Genomic DNA, 24540 nt, shown 5'->3' on the forward strand with positions numbered 1-24540 from the left:
TCAGGGTTGTCACTACTTGTTTTTAAGTGTTTTAGTGAGTGATCCTGAGTTTTCAATTGTAAACATAGTTTTCTTATTTAGAGCGGGCAAGGTGCTTTGATGTACATTTAGCTCATCTAAAAAATCATGGCGTGACGTTTGGTGTAACAAAAGGTGTAATAAAAAAGGAAGAAGTAGGAATGCTTAACTCGGTGTATTCGTTGGTAGATCAATGAGTTAAGAGAAGAAACGGGGTGGACGATGGGATTTGAACCCACGACGACCGGAATCACAATCCGGGGCTCTACCAACTGAGCTACGCCCAGTATCCACTGTACTTCTAGTCAATTTGTATCACACCTTGTTACGACGCAGTAAAACGCTCAAAAACACCTAAACTGCATCTTAGTGGAACAAAATATATGACGTTTGGTGTGACGTCAAGACCACTGTTTGTAAGTTGCAGGTGACTTCTCTTGGTGTTCTTTTCTTCATCAGGTGTAATACTTTGGAAGGTCTCAGAGAAAACGGCTAGTTTTTGCTGGGTGTGGGGTCTATGGCGTAGATAAGCCGTACTAGCTCTGTATTGATTTTTGTTCTAGTGTTTTTATCTTGTATGATTCATGTCGTTTAAATTTACTGATTCAGCTGGAGTCTATAGGTGTTAGGTAACTTCTCTCAACGTAATTATTTCAAAACCTCATTCCTCTCGTTATGTGCTTTGATTCTTCTGTCATTAACGGGATGTGTCTCTATGAATGTTAAAGACGCAAAAACTCCATCCAGCGTTAAACAAATCGTGGCAGCGAATATTGGACAAGTCCTTACCCCAGATAATCGCTTAACGGCAAAGCATGATCTTGAAGAGGGGTATCAATATAGGATGCTAACTCTTGATAGCGAAGAAGAGGAAAGCCCGCGTTATATTTATCGCTTAACAAAGGTAGATGGTGACTTCTTGTATTTTTCAACAGTAGATAAATATGGAAGAGAAAGCTTTAAGGATTACGAAAGATTTAGATTTGGTCAATTAAGTAAACTGAAAAAGAATAATAGCTATAAAGCTGACGATTATAATCATTGTTTATTCACCATTGGTGAGTGCGCTTACAAGAACTTCTTTGGTAAAGAGCAAGTCATTGAAACGACCTTTAGAGATGGAGTTTGGATTAGTAACGAACCTTATGGTCGCGATAAACGACAAGTGGTCTTTAGGGTTTATAAAACCGATGGTCTTCCTCTTTATGAGTATTCAGTATGGCCTGAAGGAACAACTCTCGAAAAAAGACGAGTCGAGATAGATCAAAGTTACGGACTAACTTTTGATGTAACTAAAACTACTAGGGGGATGCCTGTCGCTCGTGCCGTGTGTATTGATGCTGAAGAAACTCGTAGGATTGGGGTTGAGATAAGGCTAGAAAGCACTGATGGGAAAGCTATAACAAAACATAGGCGCTTCATTGCTCAGTTGGAAGAGTTTGTTAGTTCTGACCCTTGTTTGCCAAGGTTGTCTCGGTCAACAATTCAGCAGGTTAAAGGTAATGGGTGGATATTCGATAAGCCAAATGGCGAGATAATTATCGATACTATTAATGAAGGTATTAGCGCTTACACTTTAGCTTCTTTTTCAATGGGTAATTTTGATCAGTGGTATTCACTTACATCAAAGCGCTTGAAGGATTATTTTGAGCCTAAAGGAATTAAAGCTTATATAAAAGTTGACCCTTAGCCTATAAAAATTGGGTTGTAGCTTTAGCTGAGCTGTAATGTTACTGCTTGTAGTGCAAGAGTTGAGAGTCTAATTCGCTCAAATCAGGCGTGTCTTCTAAAGCTATTTTGGCTTCAAAGCCTGTCATTTTCTTATATGCGGCGTAAATTTGAGATTCCAACCAAGTAGGATGCTTGGTGCTCACGATAAAACTGTCATGAACTGGAGTGCATTCTTTTGTTCCTGCCTCAAGCACTAAATCTACTAGCTGGCTATCGAGGTGCTGTAAGTGCTTCCAATTACTTTGAAAAAGATAGTGGGCAATGGGCTGGTTAGCTTCTTCTTTGGTTCCAAGCAAAACGCGAAGAATGGATGAATTGATTTTACGGTTGTAATTAAAAGTTCTGTTTCTAAGAAGTGTATAGGGTACTTGGATATACATTTAGTTCACCTGAAATGTCATGGCGTGACGTTTGGTGTAACTAAAAAGGAAGAAGTAAAGACGCTTAACTCGGTATATTCGTTGGTAGATCATTGAGTTAAGAAAAGAATGGGGTGGACGATGGGATTTGAACCCACGACGACCGGAATCACAATCCGGGGCTCTACCAACTGAGCTACGCCCACCACATAAAATGGCTCCTCGAGCTGGACTCGAACCAGCGACCAATAGATTAACAGTCTACTGCTCTACCAACTGAGCTATCGAGGAACGTTAATGGCGGAGGAGGAGAGATTCGAACTCTCGGTGGGCTATTAACCCACGCTGGTTTTCAAGACCAGTGCATTCAACCGCTCTGCCACCCCTCCGCTGAGGCCGCCTATATTAGCGAGTTGAAGATTTATGTCAACACCTTTTGTGAAAAAAAATTAACTTTCTAAGTGGTTGATTATTTTTTGATCTTTTTCTGGGTTTTTTTGTGTATTTTTCGTGCTTTACGGCAATTTTGGCATGAGCTGCTAGGATTAGAGTAACTGGAAATTGATGTGTGCACTTTCTGTTAAGAGGGTGTTGTTGGAGGTGATGGATGTCAAAAATTACGATTGCCCAAGCCACAAACTTGTTGGATGAGTTTATTTTGGTGCTGGAGGATACATATTGGGAGGCAACTCAGTTGTCGGTGAAAGATGAGGTGTTTGCGTTAATTCGGTTGTTGAGTGCCGAGTTGACGGAATTGCAGAAAGTAAGTGTGCAGGATGATCATTATGACTATGAGGTGATCAGCACTAAGCCCTCTGTGATTCGGGATGGGGTTAAGAGTGCTCAGGAGAATGTGTTGCCGACGGTGCTGCGTGTTCAGACCAAGCAAAAGTTGTTGCCGTTATTCGATGCATCGTTGGAGGCGTTTAGTTAATTCGGGTGTGCGTTAAAATCTCAGTTCTTACTTGATTTGCTGTTCCTGCATGTGATGATATGAAAAATAAATACGCTATCTGTTTTATTCTTCATTACGTCAGGGAAAAAGATGTCTGTCAGTCAGCTTGCTAAAATTCGAATTAAAAACCTACGACTTAGAACCTTTATTGGTATTAACGAGGAGGAGGTTAATAATAAACAGGATGTGGTGGTGAATGTTGAGATTCATTATTTGGCTGAGCGCGCAACGCATTCGGTTGAGATAGAGGATGCGCTCAATTACAAACCGATCACTAAGTCTGTCATTCGTCATGTGGAAGAAAATCGCTTTGCTTTGCTGGAGTGCTTGACGGCGGAGTTGCTGGACTTGGTTGTGTGTGATGATCGGGTGGTGTTTGCTGAAGTTGAGGTGGATAAACCCAACGCTCTGCGGTTCGCAGATTCTGTGTCAATTGCTCTTTGTTATCACAAAGACTGAAGCCGATTGATTGTTCGTTAGTATCGGCTTGTTAAAAACGTTCGTGGTTTTGCTGCAGTAAGTGTTTTGTCGTCGCTCGCTTGTAGCAAATGAGCAAGATGGCGGATGCCATGCAGCAAACGGTAAGGTAAAGCAAGGTTGTGTTCCAGCCTGTCTGCTCTATCCATACGCTGGGTAAAATGGAGCCTAATGTCCCGCCAGTGTAATAGAAGGTGAGGTAGGTTCCGTTGGCCAGTCCTGAGTACTTTTCTTCGTTTTGATTCACTTCTGTGCTGAATATGGAATGGTTCGCAAATATGGCGCCGCATACCAGAGTAAAGCCTAGGCAGTACATCAGAATGTGGTTGAAGCTAAAACACCAGAGGCCGATGCAGCAGATTATTAACCAACTAAGCCCTCCGTATACTTGTAAGTGATTAAAGCTCTTTCTCATTTTGATGGTGATTAGGGCGGTTCCTATGGCGGCTATGTAGAAACTGTACACCAATAATACAGGCCAATAACTGTCTTGATTGAAGGTTTCAAGAATCCTGAAGGGGATGAAGTTCAGAATGGCGACCATGGTAAAAAATTGCAGAAGAATGAATGGGTAGAGGTAGCGGTTGGTTGGATGCGTCAGGCACTCAATCAGGTGGCTGCTTTTAATGGTTTGTTGGTGCTTGGGTTTGTGGTTTGGTAAAGTCTGTAGTGGCTTGAGCGCCAGTAAGCTTAAAATGGCCAGAATAATGAAGGTTCCTCGCCAGCTTACGTATTCTGTGAATAGGATGCTGGCAGTTCTGCCGCTTAAGCCGCCGACAATGGTTAACGCTATGAAGATGGATAGGGTTTGTTGCAGTTTCTCTTTTTGAGTGGTTCTGGTGAGTAGTGTCATGATGGAAGTCAGCATGACTGGTAGGGTCATGCCTTCTATTGCCCGAATTATTATGGCTTGGGATATGTCTGTGATCAATGCAAATGAAATATGACAGCTTGCCATAATCAGGCAGGATGCAATGAGTCCGTGTTTGGCTGGAAATTTTTCGAGAAAAAAGCCGTAGCTTAGAGGTGCAATTGCCAGGGGCAGCATGACAGCGGTGGTAAGCAGTGCTGCTGTGTGTGTGGAGCTTTGGAATTCAGTAGCGAGTGCAGGCAGTATGGGTTGAGGGGCATACAGGATAGCGTATGCCAATAAGGTCAACCCATAAAGAACTCGATGCTCTGCTGACAATGTTATTGTTTGCGGTCAACTGCAAGTTCAAGCACGGCTTCCATGCTTTTAGTGTGTTCGTTCTGCGGAAGCATGTTTAGCGCGGCCTGAGCTTTGTCTGCAAGTTCTAATGCTTTCTGTTTGCAGTAGGCTAACGCGCCGGAGTCATGAACGATTTGCTGAATTTGGGTGATGTCTTCCAGTCCACCTTTTCGTATGGCTTGGCGGATCAGTTTTGCCTCTGTTTCGGAGCCGGCTTTCATGGCTTGAATGAGTGGCAAAGTTGGTTTGCCTTCCGCCAGGTCGTCGCCCACGTTTTTGCCCATGGTGGTTGCGTCACCTTCGTAATCCAGGATGTCATCCATGATTTGAAAGCCAAGACCTAAATTAAGGCCATAATCTGCGCTGGCTTTAATGTGGTTGGTGTTATTGGTGCTGAGCAGGGCGCCACACTCTGTACTGGCTTCAAACAGCTTGGCTGTTTTTCCATAGATAACGTCCATGTATTGTGCTTCAGAGACGTTCGGGTTCTTCACGTTCATCAGTTGCAGCACTTCGCCTTCTGCAATGACGCAGGTGGCGTTAGATAATACGCGCATGACTGAAAGGTTCTCAGTTTCTACCAAAATCTGGAATGCCCGGGAATATAAGAAGTCGCCGACCAAAACGCTTGGCTCGTTGCCCCATTTTGCATTGGCTGTTGTTTTTCCTCTGCGCATGTCGGAAGAGTCGACCACATCGTCGTGAAGCAGAGTTGCGGTATGGAGAAATTCAATTACGGTGGCAAGCTTAATGTGTTTATCGCCTTGGTAGCCAAGAGCATTGGCTGAAAGTAAAGCGAGTAACGGGCGCATGCGTTTGCCACCGGACTCAATGATGTGGTGGCCAATTTTTACAACAAGTGGAACATCGGAATGCAGTTGCCCGAGAATGAACTGATTAACGGCTTCAAAATCGGATTGGACCGATGCATAAATATTGTTTTTTTGCATTATTAAGCTGGCTCTTGAACAGCGATTGTTTTGGTTCGTTATAAAATAAAGGAAGGCAGTATAGCGGTTTTTAAAATTATTGTATCTAAGTGATCTTTATTTGTGCTTCTTTGTTAGTCGATTTCATTGATTTAATGCAATAACTGGCTTGTATTTGTAGGGCGTTGCTCATAGAATAAGCGCCCCTGCGAACTCGTCCGCAGGATATGTGCTCCCTGTAATAGGGGTTTCAGAGTGAACTCCTTAGAAACAGGTATGTAAGAAGCCATCTTAATTTGGCGAGATTATTTTTGGAGTGTAATGCAATGCATGCAGTTTTTGTTAGCGGTGGTAAGCAGCACCGTGTTCAAGCGGGTGACCGCATCAAGTTAGAAAAACTTGAAGTTGAAACTGGCGCAACTATCGATTTTGATCGCGTTCTTCTGGTTTCTGATGGCGAAACAATCAAAATTGGTGAGCCAGAGCTGAAAGGCGCTAAAGTATCTGCTGAAGTTCTTGAGCATGGTCGTCACAAGAAAGTGAATATCATTAAGTTCAAGCGTCGTAAGCATCATATGAAGCGTATGGGTCACCGTCAGTGGTATACTGAGGTGAAAATCACTGGAATTAACGCGTAATCGATTCGTCCGATTTCAGGTTAACTATTTTTAAGGAGTGACATCATGGCTCATAAAAAAGCTGGTGGTAGTACTAATAACGGTCGCGATTCGGAATCGAAACGGTTAGGCGTTAAGCGATTCGGCGGCCAAAATGTAGTGGCAGGCAATATCATCGTTCGTCAACGTGGTACTAAGTTCCACGCAGGCACAAACGTAGGTTGTGGTAAAGACCACACTCTATTTGCTACTGCAGATGGTGAAGTGAAATTTGAAGTTCGTGGACCAAAGAACCGTAAATACGTTTCTATCGTTGCGTCTGCATAACTTCTGCTGACTCTGCCTTAGGGCGGTTGTTGGTCCGAAAAGCCCCGCTTGCGGGGCTTTTTTGTTATATATTATTTGTAATTGGTTGTTTTTAAGGTTTGCCCAGGGGGTGCTTGGTGAAATTTGTTGATGAAGCTCAAGTCTATGTTGAGGCTGGCAATGGTGGTAATGGTTGCTTAAGTTTTCGCCGAGAGAAGTATGCTCCGAAGGGCGGACCAGATGGCGGCGATGGTGGTGATGGTGGTTCTGTTATTGTTGAGGCAGACTACAATCTGAATACCTTGATTGACTACCGTTATCAGCCAAAATATAAAGCTGAAAACGGCCAAGGCGGTATGGGTCGTGATTGTCGTGGCATTGGTGGTGAGGATATTGTCCTTAAAGTGCCGGTTGGCACGACCGTGATAGACTTGGATACCGATGAAACTTTGGGAGATTTGGCTGAGCCTGGCCAGCAGTTGGTGGTTGCTAAGGGCGGTTTTCATGGTTTGGGAAATACGCGATTTAAATCAAGCGTGAATCGTGCGCCGCGTCAGACCACGAAAGGGAAGCCGGGTGAGTCCCGAAACCTGAAGTTTGAATTAAAAGTGTTGGCGGATGTGGGGCTGCTGGGATTGCCGAATGCGGGTAAGTCGACTTTTATTCGTGCTGTCTCCAAAGCAAAGCCAAAAGTGGCGGATTATCCCTTTACGACGTTGGTGCCTAATTTGGGTGTGGTCAGCCCTGAACCTTATAAAAGCTTTGTAATCGCTGATATTCCTGGTTTGATTGAGGGTGCTGCAGAAGGTGCGGGTTTGGGTATTCGCTTTTTGAAGCATTTGGTTCGTACTCGTTTGATGTTGCATATTGTTGATGTCTCACCGTTTGATGAATCAGACCCGGCAGAATCTGCTGCGGCCATCATTCGGGAGTTGGAAAAATTTAGCCCAACGCTGGCTTCACGGGATCGTTGGTTGGTGCTGAATAAACTTGACTTGGTGCCTGAAGACGAACGCGATGCCTTGTGTGACTCTATTCTTGAGAAGTTGGAGTGGGAAGGCCCGGTTTATAAGGTGACAGCAATTAATGGCGAGGGTACGAAGTTACTCTGTTACGACATCATGGAGTTTGTGGACGAGTTGAAGGCTCAGATTGATTCTGATCCTGAATTCGCAGAAGCTGAGCGAGCGATGCAGGACGCGATGGCTGAAGAGGGTCGAGAGCGAATTGAAGCGTTAAGGTCGGCGAAGCGTGCTGAAAGTCGAGCGGCGAGAGCGGCGGCACAAGAAGCGGGCATTGATGATGAAGACTGGGACGATGATGATTACGACGTGGAGTCGATTTACGTCCCATAGGAACTGGAAGCATTGCATTGTGATGCGCTGTGGGTGGATGTAGGGCTAAATGACTGCGAAATTTGAGAGTCGTGAATCTTTGGGTCGTTCAGACCGATGGGTTGTGAAAATTGGAAGTGCGCTGTTAACGAATGATGGTCAGGGGCTGGACACCAAGGCGATAGCCGGTTGGGTGGATCAGATTTCTGCTTTGGTTCGATCTGGCATTGAGGTTGTTTTGGTCTCGTCTGGTTCAGTCGCGGAGGGAATGAAGCGGCTGGGTATGACGGATCGGCCAAAAAGTATGCATGAGTTGCAGGCTGCGGCCGCCGTCGGTCAGATGGGGTTGGTGCAGGTTTATGAGGCAAATTTTCAGCGCCATAAGTTGCATACAGCTCAAATTCTTCTGACGCATGATGATCTGTCTGATCGTCAGCGTTATCTAAATGCCAGAAGCACCTTGCGAGAGTTGATTCGCTTGGGGGTGGTGGCTGTCGTTAATGAAAATGACACTGTCGTTACTGATGAGATTAAGTTTGGTGATAACGATACCTTAGGGGCGTTGGTTGCCAACTTGGTGGAAGCGGATCTATTGGTGATTCTGACGGATCAGCAAGGGTTGTTTACTGCAGATCCGAGAAAAAATGCCGATGCTAAAATGATTTCTGAAACTTTGGCGAGTGATGGCTCTTTGGATGAAATGGCATCCGGCGGTGCAGGCGTTTTAGGGCGCGGTGGCATGGCAACGAAAGTAAATGCTGCCAGGTTGGCTGCGCGCGCAGGTGCGCACACCATTGTGGCTTCTGGTCGTTTGGATGATGTTTTGCTGAAAATATCTTCTGGAGAAGCTGTTGGGACTTGGTTCAAGCCTGATGCCAGGCCGCTGGATGCAAGAAAGCAGTGGTTGGCTGGGCATTTGCGGGCAAAAGGTGAGTTGGTTTTGGATTCTGGTGCGGTGAAGGCGTTGACTCAGTTAAATCGCAGTTTGTTGTCGGTGGGTGTTCGTCGGGTTTCGGGTGCATTTAATCGTGGTGAAATGGTTGTGTGTCGTGATGAGGCTGGGCGAGTGGTTGCGCACGGTTTGGTGAATTACAGTGTGGATGAAGCGTTAAAGATTGTTGGTCGCCCGTCGGAGTGTTTTGAGTCAGTGTTGGGGTATCTGGGTGAAGAAGAGCTGATACATCGGGATAACTTGGTCTTGATGTAGTTTTTAGGGGGCTAGTGGTTTGCCTGGTGTTTAAATAAATCAGGCACAAAAAAACCGGCTTGTGGCCGGTTTTTATTTAGCAGCTTAATGGCGGATTAGCTATTAAGTGCCTTAACTTGTGCATTAAGACGGCTCTGAAGGCGAGCTGCCTTATTTTTAGCATAAATGCCTTTAGTTACCATTTTAGAGATAACTGGTTGTGCTTCTTTGTAAGCAGCAGAAGCAGCAGCGTGATCACCGGCTTCAATCTGTGCTCTTACTTTTTTGATGTATGTGCGCACCATTGAACGAAGGCTTGCGTTGCGCTGACGGCTTTTTTCTGCCTGACGTGCACGTTTTTTAGCTTGTGGAGAGTTAGCCACGTGTCTGACTCCTGAGAATTTTTGACTGAAAGATTTTTGACGCGCCACTATGCCCTTATTAACAGGGGGTGTCAATAATAATTTTGTTTTGGCTGGATGTACGGGTCGATCTCTGTATACTTTGCCCTCGTTTTGGTTCTGTCGTCGGGTGAGTAATCAGGCGGTGCGGGATGGTGTGGCTTGTTGTGTGTGGTGTTGTTAAGTAGAGGGAATGTGGGTGTCGAAGGACTCGGTGAATACCAAAGTAAAAAAAGCCGGATTACTGCAGTCGAGTGCGGTGGTGGCTGTCATGACCATGCTGTCTCGCGTTCTTGGGTTGGTTCGGGATGTTGTGGTGGCTGTGCTGTTTGGTGCAGGGGCAGGCGCGGATGCTTTTTTTGTTGCGTTTAAAATCCCTAATTTCTTCCGGCGTTTGTTTGCTGAAGGCGCTTTTGCTCAGTCTTTTGTGCCGGTGCTGACTGAGTATCAACAAAAAAAAGCCCATGAGCAGGTAAAAGATTTAGTTAACCACGTGGCAGGCACCTTAGGCTGCGTGTTGTTTATTACGACAGTGATCGCTGTGGTTGGCGCACCTGTGTTGGCGATGGTGTTTGCTCCGGGTTTTTCATCGGATCAAGCCAAGTACGCTTTAACGGTTGATATGTTACGGCTGACCTTTCCTTATTTGATGCTGATTTCACTGACGGCGTTTGCCGGGGGCATATTAAACAGTTATGGTCGATTTGCTGTGCCGGCGTTTACGCCTGTGCTGCTTAATCTTTCTTTGATTGGTTCTGCTTTGTTGATTGCTCCGTATTTGGATGTGCCTGTCATGGCGCTGGCTTATGGGGTTTTGATTGCCGGTGTTGTTCAGTTGTTGTTTCAATTGCCTTTCTTAGGTGGGCTTGGGTTATTTCCTAAGCCTCAATATCGTAAAGATCATGAAGGGGTGAAGAAGATTGTCTCTTTGATGATTCCTGCATTATTTGGCGTGTCGGTCAGTCAGATTAATTTGTTGTTGGATACGGTGCTGGCGTCGTTTCTTCAAACCGGGAGTGTTGCATGGCTGTATTATTCGGACCGTTTGACTGAACTGCCCTTGGGGGTGTTTGGTATTGCGATCGCGACGGTTATTTTGCCTTCGCTGTCGAAAAAGCACTCTAATGACGATTCCGGAGCATTCTCGCAGACGCTGGATTGGGCGGTGAGAATGGTTATGTTGATTGGCGTGCCGGCGATGCTGGCATTGATCGTATTGGCAGAGCCTCTGGTATCAACGTTATTTTTCCATGGCGCTTTGACGGCGGATGATATCCCTATGATTACTGCAAGCTTACGTGCTTACTCGTTGGGTTTGTTGGCGTTTATGTTGATTAAGGTATTAGCACCGGGATTTTTCTCTAGGCAAGATACGAAAACGCCAGTCAAAATTGCGATCAGAGCCATGATTGCCAACATGGTGTTGAACTTGTTATTGGTTTGGCATCTGGATCATGTTGGGCTGGCTTTGGCGACGTCCATTTCTTCATGGTTGAATGCGCTGTGGTTGTACTTAGCGCTAAGAAAAGACGGTGTGTTTGCATGGCAGCCTGGGTTTGTGAGTTATTTATTTAAGCTGTTGGTGTCTTGTGGCGCTATGTTGGCGGTCTTGGTGATGTTGATGCCTGGCTCTCAGATTTGGTATGACGGCAGCGTGCTGGAACGAGTTTTTTGGCTGACTGCTATGGTGGTGTCCGGTGGTCTGAGTTATTTTGTTGTGTTGCTGATTTGTGGCTTTAGGCCTAGACACTTTAAAGGCATGGCTTAAACGGTGTTTGCTCTGTAAAGATGCGGTGCGCTGTAATATAATGCCGCCTTTTGTTTTTACTGGTTTGGAAGGAATTGAATGCGCATAATTCGTGGGTTACATAATATTCGTCCTGAGCATCGAGGGTGTGTTGCGACGATAGGTAACTTTGATGGTGTGCATACTGGCCATAAGTCTTTAATATCCCGCTTAAAAGTAGAGGCGGCAAAGTTAGACTTGCCTGTTACTGTGGTGATTTTTGAACCCCAACCCAGAGAGTATTTTGATCCTGTGTCTGCTCCGGGTCGTATCACCCGATTTGCTGATAAAGTTTCTCAACTGGCAAAGGCGGGTGTTGAACAAGTGGTTTGTTTGAGTTTTAACGATCGCTTAAGGGCTTTGACCGCAGATGAGTTTGTTCAAACTTTATTGTTGGATGGTCTGGGTGTTAAGTTCCTGGTGGTTGGGGATGACTTCCGTTTCGGTTGTGATCGTTCCGGGGATTTTGAATTTTTGAAGCAGGTATCCGGGGATCATGATTTTGAACTGGTGAGCATGGATACCTTCAGTCATCAGCAGGAACGAGTCAGCAGTACTTTGGTTCGGGAAGTGCTGAATAATGCCGATTTTGATTTGGCAGAAAGACTGCTTGGCTGGCGTTATGCTATTTCTGGCAAAGTTGTGCATGGTCAGAAGTTAGGGCGTCAATTGGGCGTTCCAACGGCGAATATCCAGCTCTCAAATTTAAAGTCCCCGTTTAATGGGGTCTTTGCGGTAAAAGTTTCGTCTTGTGATGATCAGCAGATTTCCCGGTTCGAGGCGGTTGCCAATTTAGGTGTTAAACCCACCGTGAATGGTATTGCACCGTCACTTGAAGTGCATATTATTGATGGACGTTTTCAGCCGGAAGTAGACGGTTTGTACGGTACGAAATTAAACATAGAGTTCTGTCATAAGCTCCGGAATGAGCAGAAATTTGATGGAATTGAGGCGCTAAAAGCCCAAATTGAACAAGATATTGCAGACGCAGCAACCTGGTTTGCGTCCCAAGGTTAAAATTTAAGTGCCTGGAACTAATACGGTTGTGGGTAATATAAAAAATTATGAGATGAACCTTTAAGGTTATTGGAATAGACGGCATGGCTGATTATAAATCGACACTGAACTTACCTGATACAGAATTTCCAATGCGTGGCAATTTGGCAAAACGTGAGCCTGAATTGCTGAAGCGTTGGGAAGAAACCGGTTTGTATCACAAAATTCGTGAAGCGAGAGCGGGCAGAGAAAAATTCATTCTTCATGATGGCCCTCCTTATGCGAACGGTAATATTCACATTGGTCATGCGGTGAATAAGATATTGAAGGACATCATTGTTAAGGCGCGTACTTTGAGCGGTTTTGATGCGCCTTATGTGCCGGGCTGGGACTGTCATGGTTTACCGATTGAGCTGAAAGTGGAAGAGTTAATCGGTAAAGCAGGCGATAAGGTTGATGCGGCAACGTTCCGCGCTGAATGCCGTAAGTACGCGATGACGCAAGTGGATGGCCAGCGTGAAGATTTCAAACGATTGATGGTGATGGGGGATTGGGACAATCCGTACCTGACGATGGACTTCAACACCGAAGCCGACATCATTCGTTCATTAGGTAAGATCGTTGAAAATAAGCACGTAACGCAGGGTTTTAAACCGGTTAATTGGTGCATGGATTGTGGTTCCGCATTGGCGGAAGCCGAGGTTGAGTATCAGGATAAAAAATCCATTTCGATCGATGTAAAGTTTGCCTTTGAAAACGCTCATGAGCTTTTGAATCGCTTTACGTTTTCAGAAGACAGCAAAGAAAATTACCTTGGTCTGGCTGCGAGCATTGTAATCTGGACAACCACTCCTTGGACGTTGCCTGCAAACGAAGCTGTTTCTGTGCATCCGAAACTGGAATACGCTTTGGTGCACCTGAAAGAAGCGAATGAGTTGTTGGTGTTAGCCAGTGATTTGGTTACGGACGCTATGGCTCGATACGGTATTGAAGCGGATGGCTATGCTGTGGTTGCTCATGCCAAAGGTGCAGACTTCGGCTGGGTTCAGGCCCAAGATGCTGGTGCTCAACTGAAGTTAAAGCACCCGTTCATGCCGAGCGATGCTGGTATGTCCCAAGGGAAGTTAGTTCACGTGATTACCGGTGATCACGTGACGGCAGACTCAGGTACTGGTGCGGTTCACACTGCGCCGTTCCATGGTGCAGACGATTACATTGTGTCAAATAACTTCGGTATTTCTTCACAATTGATGCTGGTGAATGCGGAAGGTTGCTTCATTACGAATGACGTCATGGATTCACTCGAGTTAAGTGGGTTATCCACAGCGAATAAAGGTAATTTCCGCATCTTAGCGATTTTAGCTGAGAAAGGCGCCTTGCTTAAAAAAGTCAATTTAGTGCACAGTTATCCGCATTGCTGGAGACATAAATCACCGATCATCTTCCGTGCAACGCCGCAGTGGTTCATCAGTATGTCTGAAAACGGACTGTTGGACAAAGCCATGCACGAAGTCAATAACACGGTGGATTGGAAGCCGGGTTGGGGTAAGGCCCGCATTGAGTCCATGATGACGGATCGTCCTGACTGGTGTATTTCTCGTCAGCGTACTTGGGGCGTTCCTATTACGTTGTTTGTTCATAAAGAGACGGGTGCGCTTCACCCAGAAACCAAAGAATTAGTCGAGAAAGTGGCTGTTTTGGTTGAAGAGCGGGGCATTGATGCCTGGTTCGATCTGGAGCCTGCGAGTTTGTTAGGTGAAGATGCGGATCAATACGACAAGATTACTGACACTCTGGATGTGTGGTTTGATTCAGGAACGACCCACTTTTCAGTGTTGGAGCAGCGAGAACAATTAAACGTGCCAGCGGATTTATATCTGGAAGGTTCAGATCAGCATCGTGGTTGGTTCCAATCTTCATTGCTTACCAGTGTTGCGGTGCGTGAAGCTGCGCCATATAAAACCGTTTTGACTCACGGCTTTACGGTAGATAAAGACGGTCGCAAGATGTCTAAGTCTTTGGGGAATGTGATTGCGCCACAAGAAAAAGTGGATCAATTGGGTGCTGATATTCTTCGTCTGTGGGTATCTTCGGCGGATTATTCCAATGAAATGACGGTATCGGATGAAATTTTAAAACGTACCGCAGATTCTTATCGTCGTATTCGTAATACCGCTCGATTCTTGTTGGCTAACCTGAATGGTTTTAACCCGGAAACCGATATGGTATCCGCAGATGAATTGTTGCCTCTGGATGCCTGGGCGGTTGAACAAGCGATCAAGCTGCAAGACGAGGTCATCAAGGCATACGATGAATACGCAACGCTGGCTATTTATCAGAAAGTGCATAATTTCTGTGTGATTGAGTTGGGTGGTTTCTACCTCGACATTATTAAAGATCGTCAATACACCACTAAAGCCGACAGTCAGGCGAGAAGAAGCTGTCAAACCGCTTTATACCATGTGCTTCAGGCGATGACTCGTTGGATTGCTCCGATTTTGTCTTTTACTGCCGAAGAAATGTGGGAGTTTACGCCGGGACAAACTGGTGAATCTGTCTTCCTGGATGAGTGGTATCAGGGCTTCCCTGAATTGAAAGTCCAGTCATTGGACGATGCTTATTGGCGTCAGGTGATGGGCATCAAAACCGAAGTCAACAAAGCCATTGAGCAAGCTCGTAACGAGAATATCGTGAAAGGCAGTTTGACTGCAGAAGTAACTCTGTATTGTAACGATGCGATAAAGTCGGTACTTGATCAGTTGGCTGATGAGCTTCGATTCGTATTGATCACTTCTTCGGCCAATATTGTGCTGGGCGAGGGTGGCACCGCGACTGAAATTGACGGTTTGTCGGTTGAGGTTGCCAAGACAGAAAAAGAGAAGTGTGAACGATGCTGGCATCACACGGACGATGTGGGTAAGCATGAGGCTCATAACTCACTTTGTGGCCGATGTGTTGAAAACATTGACGGCGAAGGTGAGAAACGTAAGTTCGCTTAAATATTGAGTTAAGGCTATTTATGGCAATTGAGTTTCATAAAAAACGCGCGATTTGGCTGCTGTTTACTTTGGCGGTGATCATTTTGGATTATGTGACCAAACAGGTTGCCAGTTCCGTATTGGAATACAACCAACCTGTACCCGTGATGCCGATGTTTAACTGGACGTTGCTGCATAATTATGGGGCCGCGTTTAGCTTCTTATCGGACCAGGGCGGTTGGCAACGCTGGTTCTTTGCGGGCATTGCCGGTGTGGTTTCCATCGGCTTGGTTGGCTGGTTGCTGCTTGGTAAAGAAGTTTCGAAATGGGAATGCCTGGCCATCGCCCTGGTATTGGGCGGTGCGTTAGGAAACTTATACGACCGTATGGCTTATGGGTATGTGATTGACTTCATTCACGTGTACTACGAGGTCTACCACTTCCCTGCCTTTAATTTGGCCGACACAGCCATCACGATCGGTGCTGCACTTTTGGTTATCGATACATTATTTATTACTCGGAGAAGTTAATGAGTACATTTCAGATTTCAGAAGGCATGGAAGTCACTTTAAACTTTGCAATCAAGATGTCTGATGGCAAGTTAGTGGATTCAAACTTTGAGACCAAGCCTGCAACCTTTACGGTTGGTGATGGAAATTTACTGGGCGGCTTTGAAGAGGTATTGATGGGATTAAAGGCTGGGGATGAAGGCAATTTCACTTTGACCCCGGAAAAAGCATTTGGTCAATCTAACCCCAACAATGTTCAATCGTTTAAGAAAGATCAGTTTGCCGATGATATGGAGTTGCAGCCAGGGTTGATGATTTCATTTGCGGATGCTAACAACGCAGAACTGCCTGGGGTTGTGAAGTCGGTACTGGAAAATGAAGTCATTGTAGATTTTAACCACCCTCTGGCTGGTGAAACGTTAGACTTTCAAGTGAAGATTATTGATGTTAAACCTTCCCAGGTAACTGAGGCTTAAGTTTCTCGATATGAAGATAAAACTTGCGAACCCTCGTGGCTTTTGTGCTGGTGTTGATCGGGCCATTGAAATTGTGAACCGGGCGCTGGATGTGTTTGGTGCACCTATCTACGTCCGCCATGAGGTGGTCCATAACCGATTCGTGGTGAATGGATTAAAAGAGCGTGGTGCTATTTTTGTCGATGAACTGGATGAAGTGCCTGATGATAACCTGGTGATTTTCAGTGCTCACGGCGTCTCCAAAGCGGTTCAAGAGGAAGCCAAACGTCGTGGTTTGAAAGTTTTTGATGCAACTTGTCCTTTGGTGACCAAGGTTCATATGGAAGTTATGAAATACAGTCGCGACGGACGAGAGTGCATTTTGATTGGGCACGCGGGTCATCCGGAAGTGGAAGGAACGATGGGGCAATACGATCACAGCTTCGGTGGTGATATATATCTGGTTGAAGATGAGCAAGACGCTTATGATTTAAAAGTGAATCACCCGGATAAGCTGGCGTTTGTGACACAGACAACCTTGTCGATGGATGATACGGCGAAGGTCATTGCCGCGTTGCGAGAAACCTTCCCGAGTATTGAAGGTCCTCGGAAAGATGATATTTGCTACGCTACTCAAAATCGTCAGGATGCGGTAAAACAATTGGCGGCAGACTGTGATCTGGTCTTAGTGGTAGGGTCCCCGAACAGCTCTAACTCGAATCGTTTACGTGAACTGTCTGAACGAATGAACTGCTCCGCTTACCTTATTGATGATGCAGAGCAGATTGAAAAAGCTTGGTTGAGCGGTATCTCCACCATTGGAATAACCGCAGGCGCATCGGCCCCCGAAGTGCTTGTAAAGGGGGTTGTTTCCCGTTTGCAAGAGTTAGGTGCTGACTTGCCCGAAGAGCTGGATGGCCAGCCTGAGAATGTTGTGTTCTCGATGCCGAAAGAACTTCGCATTCCAACAAAATCGATCTAGTTTTGCAAAGATTGTGACGCTCGTCACAGGCAGTTATCTCCTTGACTGCCTTCTGTTTTTCTTTTTACCACTCGCTCCCGCAAATAAGCCATTAATCTGATATGGCTAAGCCTTTTAACGTCCTGTTTATATACTTTTAGTATTGATAAATGACTAAATCATTAAGTTGATACTAGGGCGATGGCTTTGAAAAATCACTTTAACAAATATAGCAGTCAAACAGGTTTCAGTTTGATTGAGCTAATGGTAACTCTTGGTGTTCTTGGTGCTTTATTAGTTGCAGCCTTTCCTGGCTTTAATGAGCTGATTACAGGACAACGACTTAAAACGCAAACTAATGATACGTTAACAGCTGTTTTGTTCGCGAAGAGCGAAGCGATTAAGCGGAGGTCGTCAGTTACTATTTGTGCCATGAAAACCAATGTGGAAAACCAGTGTGGTGCGAGTGGCACAGAGTGGGCAAATGGCTGGATTGTATTTGATGATATAGATGCTGACGGTATTGTTGATAATGGTGAAGATATTCTGAAATTTAATGGTGATTACGACCGACTTACCTCTAAGAGTACCATCAGTGCAATTACTTTGGATGAGCAGGGTGCTGCGAATGCCAGTGTAGATATTGAGTTTTGTTTTGCTGAAGCCAATGGGGATAAAGCCAGAAATCTGGCTATGGCTGCTATTGGTAGTCCTGTTATCTCGTCAAAAGAAAACTGTTCTTAATTAAGTGGGTAATTGGGGTGGTTCGTAGATGAAATCTAATAATTGTCACAGTGGCTTTACTTTGCTTGAAGTGTTGGTAGCTTCAATAATTATGATGGTGTCTTTGCTTGGTTTGGGGGCTTTACAAAGCACTTCGATGCAAAAAAACATCAGTGCTATGCACAAAACTCAGGCGATGGAGAGTTTAAATTTATTGAACGATGCACTGCGTTCTCAACTTTCTGTCGGGCAATCTATTGATGCTGTTTATGATGATTTTGAAGCAAAATATTGGGAGAGTTCCAATTATCAAAGTCATTTCGTTGAGTCTTGTGGCTCCGGTTGTAGTCGGGATGCAATGGTGAAACACATGTTAGCGGCCTGGGAAAAAATGATAGGCGAAAACTTGCCTCATGGCAGGGGTAAAATTGAAAAAAAAACGGCTACTTTAGATGTTGATGGTGCAGGAACTTCTACGGAATATTACGAGGTGACGGTGATGTGGGACGACCGTCAGTTAGCCCAAAATACCGATGGAAGCTATGTCGCCTTGGGAACAGGTTGTAGTGGAAACCCTAAAGTTGATTTAAGTTGTATGAAAACCATTGTCTTACCTTAATTTTCTCAGGAGACTCACATGATAATGCAGAGAAAAGATCAGGGATTTACGTTAATTGAAATTCTTGTGGCGATGGTCATTGCTTCGATTTTAATGTTGGCTGTCATTCGGCTGTTTACTCGAGTGGGAGAAACCTATGAGTTAAATGCTGATGCCTTAAAAGTCATGGAAACGGCAAGAACCGCGATGAATTTTATTAAGGAGGATCTGACTCAGGCAGGTTACTTAGGGTGTGTTATGACGGACATAACAGACATTAAGAGTACGGTCAAAGAGAACGAAGATTTACGAGATGTTAGAACAGAGCCTCATATCACGGGGGGGGCAGAGAATTTTGTGACTGCCGTGTACGGTTCTGAAGGCGGCTCTAACCCGGATAGTTTGAGTTTGTTTTATCAGGAGGATCTGGATATTCGAGTTCTGGACTTTCAGGGAGGCTCTGAGATTGCAACTGCGGGTGTGATTGTTGAGGCAATGAATGTGTACGACAGCGCAGGTAATTCAGTAATCAGTGTCGGAGATTGGCTGACCATTTCTGATTGTGCTAAGGGACATGCCTTTATTTTAACCGCTAACCCTACTAAGCAAGCAATTACTTCTGGAAGTCGTTATTACGGTTTTACGGCAGATGATGAAATTGCCATTTTACTCCACGATACAACCGCTTTTAGTGGGTATTCCAATTCCCAAACTACATTTACAAATTTTGGATTTGATCCTGCAGGTGGCGCAGGTATGGTCAATCGATTTCATCATATTACTTATGTAGTCGCAGACTCCGAGATTGATGGTGGTGCAACTAAATCTTTATTTCGTTTGGAAAACGGAGATGCAGTTTCGAAATCTAATGAAGTGGTTCGTTTTGTTCAGGATTTTCAGCTCGAATTTGGTGAGGATACGAACTTTGATGGGGTCGTGGATAATTTTGTGGATGCGACTTCTGACATGGGAAATGACATTGTGGCTGTAAAAGTTGCACTGGAAATATCATCGGGCACACAAACTGAAAAAATTGAGAATATCTTCAAAGTTCGCAATCGAGGAATGTAAAGATGAAGCCTAAGAAATCTTTTCAGTATATCCATCGGCAGCAGGGAAATGTGTTAATGGTTTGTTTGGCGCTTATGCTGATTATGACTATTTGGGGCGTCTCCGCCACAAGAAATACCAGTATCAGTTTGCAGGCAAACCAGAATGCGCGTTTTAAACAGGTGGCATTTGAAGCAACAGAGTTTGCTCTTAGACAGGCCGAAAGCTTGGTTCGAACTGAGGTTACTACGGTGGATCAAATACCAACTTTATACGACGGAACAGAAGGGCGTTACAGCCTAGTGATAGGGGCTATGCCAACGTTTGTGGACATTGAATTGATTCCGAAGGATTTTAATTACCGTAATCCTCAGCATTGGCTGGATAACACTTGGGTTGCTGTAAGTAACTTTAATACCTTTAGCTACATAGAAATTGAATACGATGACGATGAAGACAGCCCAACTTATTTAGAGCGTCAACCCAGAGTCATTATTGAGTACATGGGTAGAGACATGTATAACGACCAAGCTTCTAGACAACCTCAAGGTCGACATGTATTCAGAATTTCTGCTATTGGCTGGGGGCCTCAAGGCCTTGCTTCTACAGTTTTACGTTCTCACATCGCTTTAGCTATTTGATACTAGAGACGATGATGGAGGTGAGTATGATTAATTTAAAACGAGCTTTATCTTTTGGTCTGTTTTCAACGTTCATGTTTGGTGTAAATGTTGGGTATGGAGCTCCTGGAAACATTAAAGAAAGACCGTTGTTTTTGGGCTTTAGTGTGCAGCCTAATATATATTTTGTTGTGGACGACTCAGGCAGTATGGCTTGGGATGTAACGAAAACAACTGATGCGAATAAGTATTACCCAGAAGGAAATTACACTTTTACCTATCAATACTGTCGACGGAAGAAAGATGGATCATGGCGTTACTATACAAAGGATCAAGTTGCAAACTGCTCTGGAAGTTATGACTTAGAAACAAGAACTAATTATGTGTATCTTTATGATGGTTCGTGGAGAACAATAGATTCAACACCAGATAAATTAGGTCTTGATCGTCTCGTATATGATCCTGATGCTCTTGCTGCCGCATACCCGCTTCACGTCGATAAAGACGGTTATTCTGCATATGAACTGCTTGAGTGGTGTGTTGGTTACAATGCTACAGCTTATGATCCCAATATTGAATACACTCCGTGGGTAGGGTATCTCGATAGTTCGGTTGGAATTTCCAGTTCGTTCGGTTATATACCATGGAATGATGATGGCGATGGCGTGTTTGAAATTGGAGAGTGCTCCAATGATAACAATGATAGAGTTTTCTATTCCACGATGACATCAGATGAGAAGCAAAACTTTAGAAACTGGTATACCTACTATCGAAAGCGTCAAAATGTTGCTAAGAAAGCGATTTCAGAAGTTGTAGCTGATTCTGAGGCTAGAATGGGGCTCGCTGCGATTAATGATGGCCAGCTTTATTCCGTAAAAGATATGAAAGATGCATCAAATAAAGCTTCCTTGTTGAATAAGGTATTTGATGTTGAAGCAAGCGGAAGTACTCCTTTAAGGCAAGCATTGAATACAGCGGGTCAGTATTTTGAAGGAAGTAGCTCTCCTATACAGAGTGAAGATGATGGTGGATCTTGTCAGCAAAACTATACAATTTTGATGACAGACGGTTATTGGAACGGAAGTTCACCCAACGTAGGAAATATTGATGGAACATCCTCGAATTCATTAGTTCGTGCTTCCGATAAAGATAGCTATTCGAGTACGCTGGCAGATGTTGCTATGAAATATTACGCAACAGACTTAGATACCATCTTAGATAATGAAGTGCCAACCATTGATGGCGTGGATGAAAATGATGCCCAGCATATGGTTACGTTTACCGTAGCGTTTGGTATTAATGGCGATGTCGCACCGAACGACACAACGCCTGGACGAGAGACAGACGCGAACGGGATGCCCCTGAATCCTGATCAATCATTCGCCTGGCCTAAGCCTTCAAGTAATACGGATTCAACCATTGATGATGTGAGGCATGCGGCCTGGAATGGTAGAGGTCTTTATTTAAGTGCTAAAAATCCCCAGAGTTTGATTGATGCTTTAGCTGCGTCGATCGATGAGATTGAAAGCAGGACAGGTACTGCGTCTGCGCTTGCATTTAATTCGACCAGTTATAAAAACAATGCGCATTTTTTCTATGCTCAGTTTAATTCAGGTAGCTGGGCTGGTGAGTTGATATCTCAAGAATTGTCTGCTGATTTAGAAGCTGGTGATGTTATTTGGTCTGCGAGTGACAAATTGGATAATCGAAACTCGGAACGAGAAATTATTACTTATGACTCCTCAGCGGGTAAGGGCGTTCCGTTCAGAGTCTCGTCTTTACCTTCAGAAATCACTTCAGACCTGACGTCGTTATATAGCTCGAAATATTCTGCTTATTATTCGAGTTCTTCCAGTTTTTTGAATGATGCGGTTGATTATTTACGAGGCGATAGAAGTAATGAGGGCGCAGCTGCGGGTAAGTTTAGAGATAGATCAACCGCCCTAGGAGACATCATTAATTCAACTCCGGTGTTTGTCCAAGGTGCTATGTCAAACTGGCCTTCGTTCATTGAACCTGGTTATTTATCTTATCTAAGAAGTATGTCATCTCGTGATCCTATGATTTTTGTAGGTGCGAATGATGGGATGCTTCACTCCTTTGATGCAGATACCGGGGAGGAGTTGTTTTCTTATGTCCCTGCGTCATTGGCCTCAACGGAATCAGACAGAGGGCTTCATTATTTAGTTGATCAGGCTTATAACCATAGATATTACGTCGATGGCACGCCTGAAATAGCGGATGCCTACATAAACAGTACTTGGAAAACGGTTTTGGTTGGTAATTTAGGGGCGGGAGGAAAAAGTATTTTTGCATTAGATGTAACTAACCCGTCTTCTTATTCAGAATCCGATGCAAGTCAGATTGTGCTTTGGGAAACATCTTTAGCTGGTAATGGTTTAGGTCTGACCTACCCTCAGCCTAAAATTGTAAAGATGAATGATGGTCGCTGGGTTGTGGTTGTTGCAAACGGTTATCACAATACAGTAGACGGTAAAGCTAAAATATTTATCTTGGATGTTAAAGACGGCTCTTTAATAAAGACGTTTGATACTGGAACCGGAGGGTTAACCAGTGGTAATTGTTCTGATGCCTGTAATGGGATGTCAGCGGCTTCTATTTCGGATATTGATGGTAATGGTACTGCTGACTTTATTTATGCAGGGGATTTAAAAGGTAATATTTGGGCGATTAATGTTGCTTCGAGTAAGCCGGGCGAGTGGGTGTTTGACAGTCAAGTTACATACGAGGATGGTATTCCACAAAGCTACTCCGGTAATGACATTGACCCTGTTTTTAAAACTGAGGGAGGAAGACCTATCACCACTAAAGTGATTGCGGTTAATAATCCGGTCAAAACGTCAATTGATACATGGCCAAATCAATTGCTATTTTTTGGCTCTGGGCAATTCATTGCAGAAGGTGATCATGAAACTACCGATATTGAGCATTTCTATGGGGTGATGCATGCTAATAGCCAATATGAGTTATCAATATCTGGTAATGGCAGTTTATTTGCAGAGCGCGTGATCAAGAGTGAATCAGTCTCTGTAGACGGTGAGACCACTAATGTCCGCTTTATTGAACCTAAAAATGAAGATGAAGCGACGTTTGACTATGGTTCTTCAACGGGACAGAAAATGGGGTGGTATATAAGGCTTCCTGCGGCGGGAGAACGGGTTGTACACCATCCAATTTTGTTTACTGATTTTTTATTGTTTAACACGTTAATTCCTGAATCAGACCCATGTGCCTTTGGTGCCACTGGTTATGCCATGGCTGTATCATTATTGTTTGGTTCGAACCCTGATGCCGCTGTATTTGATTTGGGCATAGATGAAAATATTGCAGGTTACCAACTGGACTCTCCGCCAGGAGGAATGACGGTGCTAGGAAATAAAGGCATTGGGCAATCAACGTTTGATAAGCCTGAGTTTATTAAATCTAACATCTTTGGTGAGTACCCAGACAGAATGTCATGGGAAGAGCTGAAGTAGGAGATTACCATGAAGTTTTTATTAATTCTGTTACTGTCGTTAACAGCAAATGCTTATGCCGCTCCTGTCGATAAATCAACTCAGGAGAACTTGGTGTTGGTTGGGCAGGTAGATGTTTTTACCGAAGATCATTTAGTGCTGTCGGATCGTTTTGTTCCTGTCTCAAAGTTAATAAATTGCTTTGATAAAAAGGGGAAAAAATTAGTTTCTTGTTCTTCTATCTCAACGGGTTCTTGGGTTGAAGTTAATTTACTCTTAGGAAAAAACATTGCTAACTCACAAGTAATTGAGATGAAATCAATTTCAGCGTCAGAGGGTAAGCGGCGGTTAAAGGAGTTAAATAATGACTAGCCAATTCAAAAAACAGAAAGGCTTTTCTTTAATTGAGCTGATGATTGCAATAGCTATTATCGGTGTGCTGGGTTTTGTTGCTTACCCTCAGTATCAGTTGTTCCTGCAGCAAGGTAATCGAGCAGATGCTCTGGAGCAATTAACGGCCCTTGAGTTGGAAATGCGCCAGTATTATTTTGAAAATACAACGTATAAAGGATTGGCGTCGGGTGGTGGAGACACTGGAACTCCTAGTTCGACTTTACTCATGGAACTGGATGATTCAATTACGAACCTGTATACAATTACCATTTCTGCTGCTGATAAGCATTCATTTCAGTTGAAAGCGGTTCCGAAAAATAGTCAGAGCTCTGATATTTGTGGAACGATCACCATTGGATTAAACGGAACTTTGGAATACAGCCCTCCGGGAGGGGGGACTGCCCCAGGTGCATGTAAGCAGTAATTATTATTTTTGAAAGAAAGCTGTAATTTCCGAAAAAAGAGGGAGTTA

At 44.3% G+C, this 24540-nt stretch carries 24 protein-coding genes and 4 tRNA genes; 20 read left to right on the forward strand and 8 right to left on the reverse strand.

Annotated elements, in window-relative coordinates; all coding sequences use genetic code 11:
- Window positions 1-232: 232 nt before the first annotated feature.
- Window positions 233-304 (reverse strand) — tRNA-His (locus ABD744_RS21280).
- 429 nt (window positions 305-733) lie between these two features.
- Here ABD744_RS21280 and ABD744_RS21285 point away from each other — a divergent pair.
- Window positions 734-1708, forward strand: coding sequence for a hypothetical protein (locus tag ABD744_RS21285; RefSeq protein ID WP_344800619.1), 975 nt, complete (start codon window positions 734-736; stop codon window positions 1706-1708).
- A 40-nt stretch (window positions 1709-1748) separates the two neighbouring features.
- Here ABD744_RS21285 and ABD744_RS21290 read toward each other — a convergent pair whose 3' ends face one another.
- The 4 genes from ABD744_RS21290 to ABD744_RS21305 all read right to left on the reverse strand — a co-directional run bounded on the left by ABD744_RS21290 (window position 1749) and on the right by ABD744_RS21305 (window position 2497).
- Entirely contained in the window at window positions 1749-2129 is a 381-nt protein-coding gene (locus tag ABD744_RS21290; protein ID WP_344800620.1) for a hypothetical protein, read from the reverse strand.
- A gap of 109 nt (window positions 2130-2238) precedes the next feature.
- Window positions 2239-2314: transfer RNA gene (locus ABD744_RS21295), tRNA-His, on the reverse strand.
- Between the two features lie 9 nt (window positions 2315-2323).
- A tRNA-Asn gene (locus ABD744_RS21300) sits at window positions 2324-2399 on the reverse strand.
- 7 nt (window positions 2400-2406) lie between these two features.
- Window positions 2407-2497 (reverse strand) — tRNA-Ser (locus ABD744_RS21305).
- 218 nt (window positions 2498-2715) lie between these two features.
- Between ABD744_RS21305 and ABD744_RS21310 the strand changes: the two genes are divergently transcribed.
- Both ABD744_RS21310 and folX read left to right on the forward strand, forming a co-directional pair.
- Window positions 2716-3042 (forward strand): hypothetical protein, encoded by a 327-nt coding sequence (locus ABD744_RS21310; RefSeq protein ID WP_344800621.1) that lies wholly within the window; start codon window positions 2716-2718, stop codon window positions 3040-3042.
- 111 nt (window positions 3043-3153) lie between these two features.
- A complete protein-coding gene (gene folX, locus ABD744_RS21315; protein WP_344800622.1) occupies window positions 3154-3522 on the forward strand; it encodes a dihydroneopterin triphosphate 2'-epimerase in 369 nt (122 codons plus the stop codon).
- A gap of 31 nt (window positions 3523-3553) precedes the next feature.
- Here folX and ABD744_RS21320 read toward each other — a convergent pair whose 3' ends face one another.
- On the reverse strand, window positions 3554-4690 hold the full coding sequence (locus tag ABD744_RS21320) for an MFS transporter (RefSeq protein ID WP_344800623.1): 1137 nt from the start codon (window positions 4688-4690) through the stop codon (window positions 3554-3556).
- A 41-nt stretch (window positions 4691-4731) separates the two neighbouring features.
- Complete coding sequence (locus tag ABD744_RS21325; RefSeq protein ID WP_344800624.1) at window positions 4732-5700, reverse strand: polyprenyl synthetase family protein; 969 nt, start codon at window positions 5698-5700, stop codon at window positions 4732-4734.
- Window positions 5701-6005: 305 nt separating this feature from the next.
- On the opposite strand from ABD744_RS21325, the gene rplU reads away from it, so the two are divergent.
- From rplU to proB, 4 genes are all read left to right on the forward strand, one after another.
- Window positions 6006-6317, forward strand: a complete 312-nt coding sequence (gene rplU / locus ABD744_RS21330; protein WP_344800625.1) for a 50S ribosomal protein L21 — start codon at window positions 6006-6008, stop codon at window positions 6315-6317.
- A 45-nt stretch (window positions 6318-6362) separates the two neighbouring features.
- Window positions 6363-6623: a 50S ribosomal protein L27 gene (gene rpmA, locus ABD744_RS21335; protein ID WP_344800626.1), complete on the forward strand. Its 261-nt coding sequence runs from the start codon at window positions 6363-6365 to the stop codon at window positions 6621-6623.
- A 116-nt stretch (window positions 6624-6739) separates the two neighbouring features.
- Window positions 6740-7957, forward strand: a complete 1218-nt coding sequence (cgtA, locus tag ABD744_RS21340; RefSeq protein ID WP_344800627.1) for an Obg family GTPase CgtA — start codon at window positions 6740-6742, stop codon at window positions 7955-7957.
- Window positions 7958-8006: 49 nt separating this feature from the next.
- Window positions 8007-9143: a glutamate 5-kinase gene (gene proB, locus ABD744_RS21345; RefSeq protein WP_344800628.1), complete on the forward strand. Its 1137-nt coding sequence runs from the start codon at window positions 8007-8009 to the stop codon at window positions 9141-9143.
- A 95-nt stretch (window positions 9144-9238) separates the two neighbouring features.
- On the opposite strand, the gene rpsT is transcribed toward proB, so the two are convergent.
- Window positions 9239-9505: a 30S ribosomal protein S20 gene (rpsT, locus tag ABD744_RS21350; RefSeq protein WP_344800629.1), complete on the reverse strand. Its 267-nt coding sequence runs from the start codon at window positions 9503-9505 to the stop codon at window positions 9239-9241.
- Between the two features lie 217 nt (window positions 9506-9722).
- Between rpsT and murJ the strand changes: the two genes are divergently transcribed.
- The 13 genes from murJ (at window position 9723) to ABD744_RS21415 (ending at window position 24492) form a co-directional block, all read left to right on the forward strand.
- Window positions 9723-11291, forward strand: coding sequence for a murein biosynthesis integral membrane protein MurJ (murJ, locus tag ABD744_RS21355; protein WP_344800630.1), 1569 nt, complete (start codon window positions 9723-9725; stop codon window positions 11289-11291).
- Between the two features lie 78 nt (window positions 11292-11369).
- A complete protein-coding gene (gene ribF, locus ABD744_RS21360; protein WP_344800631.1) occupies window positions 11370-12326 on the forward strand; it encodes a bifunctional riboflavin kinase/FAD synthetase in 957 nt (318 codons plus the stop codon).
- Between the two features lie 83 nt (window positions 12327-12409).
- Window positions 12410-15304, forward strand: coding sequence for an isoleucine--tRNA ligase (ileS, locus tag ABD744_RS21365; RefSeq protein ID WP_344800632.1), 2895 nt, complete (start codon window positions 12410-12412; stop codon window positions 15302-15304).
- 20 nt (window positions 15305-15324) lie between these two features.
- Window positions 15325-15813 carry a signal peptidase II gene (gene lspA, locus ABD744_RS21370; protein ID WP_344800633.1) on the forward strand — a complete coding sequence of 163 codons (489 nt, stop codon included), beginning with the start codon at window positions 15325-15327 and terminating at the stop codon, window positions 15811-15813.
- Window positions 15813-16268 (forward strand): FKBP-type peptidyl-prolyl cis-trans isomerase, encoded by a 456-nt coding sequence (fkpB, locus tag ABD744_RS21375; protein WP_344800634.1) that lies wholly within the window; start codon window positions 15813-15815, stop codon window positions 16266-16268. Before lspA ends, fkpB begins: the two co-directional genes overlap by 1 nt.
- Window positions 16269-16278: 10 nt before the next feature.
- Window positions 16279-17229 (forward strand): 4-hydroxy-3-methylbut-2-enyl diphosphate reductase, encoded by a 951-nt coding sequence (gene ispH / locus ABD744_RS21380; protein ID WP_344800635.1) that lies wholly within the window; start codon window positions 16279-16281, stop codon window positions 17227-17229.
- Window positions 17230-17409: 180 nt separating this feature from the next.
- A complete protein-coding gene (locus tag ABD744_RS21385) occupies window positions 17410-17952 on the forward strand; it encodes a GspH/FimT family pseudopilin (RefSeq protein WP_344800636.1) in 543 nt (180 codons plus the stop codon).
- 28 nt (window positions 17953-17980) lie between these two features.
- A complete protein-coding gene (locus ABD744_RS21390) occupies window positions 17981-18550 on the forward strand; it encodes a prepilin-type N-terminal cleavage/methylation domain-containing protein (protein ID WP_344800637.1) in 570 nt (189 codons plus the stop codon).
- Window positions 18551-18568: 18 nt separating this feature from the next.
- Window positions 18569-19600, forward strand: coding sequence for a prepilin-type N-terminal cleavage/methylation domain-containing protein (locus ABD744_RS21395; protein WP_344800638.1), 1032 nt, complete (start codon window positions 18569-18571; stop codon window positions 19598-19600).
- Window positions 19601-19602: 2 nt separating this feature from the next.
- Window positions 19603-20220 (forward strand): pilus assembly PilX family protein, encoded by a 618-nt coding sequence (locus ABD744_RS21400; RefSeq protein WP_344800639.1) that lies wholly within the window; start codon window positions 19603-19605, stop codon window positions 20218-20220.
- A gap of 26 nt (window positions 20221-20246) precedes the next feature.
- Complete coding sequence (locus tag ABD744_RS21405; RefSeq protein ID WP_344800640.1) at window positions 20247-23696, forward strand: pilus assembly protein; 3450 nt, start codon at window positions 20247-20249, stop codon at window positions 23694-23696.
- Window positions 23697-23705: 9 nt separating this feature from the next.
- Window positions 23706-24047, forward strand: a complete 342-nt coding sequence (locus tag ABD744_RS21410; protein ID WP_344800641.1) for a hypothetical protein — start codon at window positions 23706-23708, stop codon at window positions 24045-24047.
- Window positions 24040-24492 carry a type IV pilin protein gene (locus ABD744_RS21415; RefSeq protein WP_344800642.1) on the forward strand — a complete coding sequence of 151 codons (453 nt, stop codon included), beginning with the start codon at window positions 24040-24042 and terminating at the stop codon, window positions 24490-24492. Before ABD744_RS21410 ends, ABD744_RS21415 begins: the two co-directional genes overlap by 8 nt.
- Window positions 24493-24540: the final 48 nt, after the last annotated feature.

Origin of the sequence: Litoribacillus peritrichatus (assembly GCF_039537985.1) — a bacterium.
In the GTDB taxonomy this organism is placed as follows: Bacteria; Pseudomonadota; Gammaproteobacteria; order Pseudomonadales; family Litoribrevibacteraceae; genus Litoribacillus; species Litoribacillus peritrichatus.

Coding starts and splice junctions, on each gene's coding strand:
- ABD744_RS21390 (WP_344800637.1), top strand. CDS start 17,981: ATGAAATCTAATAATTGTCACAGTGGCTTTACTTTGCTTGAAGTGTTG.
- ABD744_RS21285 (WP_344800619.1), top strand. CDS start 734: ATGAATGTTAAAGACGCAAAAACTCCATCCAGCGTTAAACAAATCGTG.
- ABD744_RS21290 (WP_344800620.1), bottom strand. CDS start 2,129: ATGTATATCCAAGTACCCTATACACTTCTTAGAAACAGAACTTTTAAT.
- ABD744_RS21310 (WP_344800621.1), top strand. CDS start 2,716: ATGTCAAAAATTACGATTGCCCAAGCCACAAACTTGTTGGATGAGTTT.
- ABD744_RS21415 (WP_344800642.1), top strand. CDS start 24,040: ATGACTAGCCAATTCAAAAAACAGAAAGGCTTTTCTTTAATTGAGCTG.
- ABD744_RS21400 (WP_344800639.1), top strand. CDS start 19,603: ATGAAGCCTAAGAAATCTTTTCAGTATATCCATCGGCAGCAGGGAAAT.
- fkpB (WP_344800634.1), top strand. CDS start 15,813: ATGAGTACATTTCAGATTTCAGAAGGCATGGAAGTCACTTTAAACTTT.
- folX (WP_344800622.1), top strand. CDS start 3,154: ATGTCTGTCAGTCAGCTTGCTAAAATTCGAATTAAAAACCTACGACTT.
- ABD744_RS21385 (WP_344800636.1), top strand. CDS start 17,410: ATGGCTTTGAAAAATCACTTTAACAAATATAGCAGTCAAACAGGTTTC.
- rpmA (WP_344800626.1), top strand. CDS start 6,363: ATGGCTCATAAAAAAGCTGGTGGTAGTACTAATAACGGTCGCGATTCG.
- lspA (WP_344800633.1), top strand. CDS start 15,325: ATGGCAATTGAGTTTCATAAAAAACGCGCGATTTGGCTGCTGTTTACT.
- ABD744_RS21410 (WP_344800641.1), top strand. CDS start 23,706: ATGAAGTTTTTATTAATTCTGTTACTGTCGTTAACAGCAAATGCTTAT.
- proB (WP_344800628.1), top strand. CDS start 8,007: ATGACTGCGAAATTTGAGAGTCGTGAATCTTTGGGTCGTTCAGACCGA.
- ribF (WP_344800631.1), top strand. CDS start 11,370: ATGCGCATAATTCGTGGGTTACATAATATTCGTCCTGAGCATCGAGGG.
- ileS (WP_344800632.1), top strand. CDS start 12,410: ATGGCTGATTATAAATCGACACTGAACTTACCTGATACAGAATTTCCA.
- ABD744_RS21325 (WP_344800624.1), bottom strand. CDS start 5,700: ATGCAAAAAAACAATATTTATGCATCGGTCCAATCCGATTTTGAAGCC.
- ABD744_RS21405 (WP_344800640.1), top strand. CDS start 20,247: ATGATTAATTTAAAACGAGCTTTATCTTTTGGTCTGTTTTCAACGTTC.
- ABD744_RS21395 (WP_344800638.1), top strand. CDS start 18,569: ATGATAATGCAGAGAAAAGATCAGGGATTTACGTTAATTGAAATTCTT.
- ispH (WP_344800635.1), top strand. CDS start 16,279: ATGAAGATAAAACTTGCGAACCCTCGTGGCTTTTGTGCTGGTGTTGAT.
- rplU (WP_344800625.1), top strand. CDS start 6,006: ATGCATGCAGTTTTTGTTAGCGGTGGTAAGCAGCACCGTGTTCAAGCG.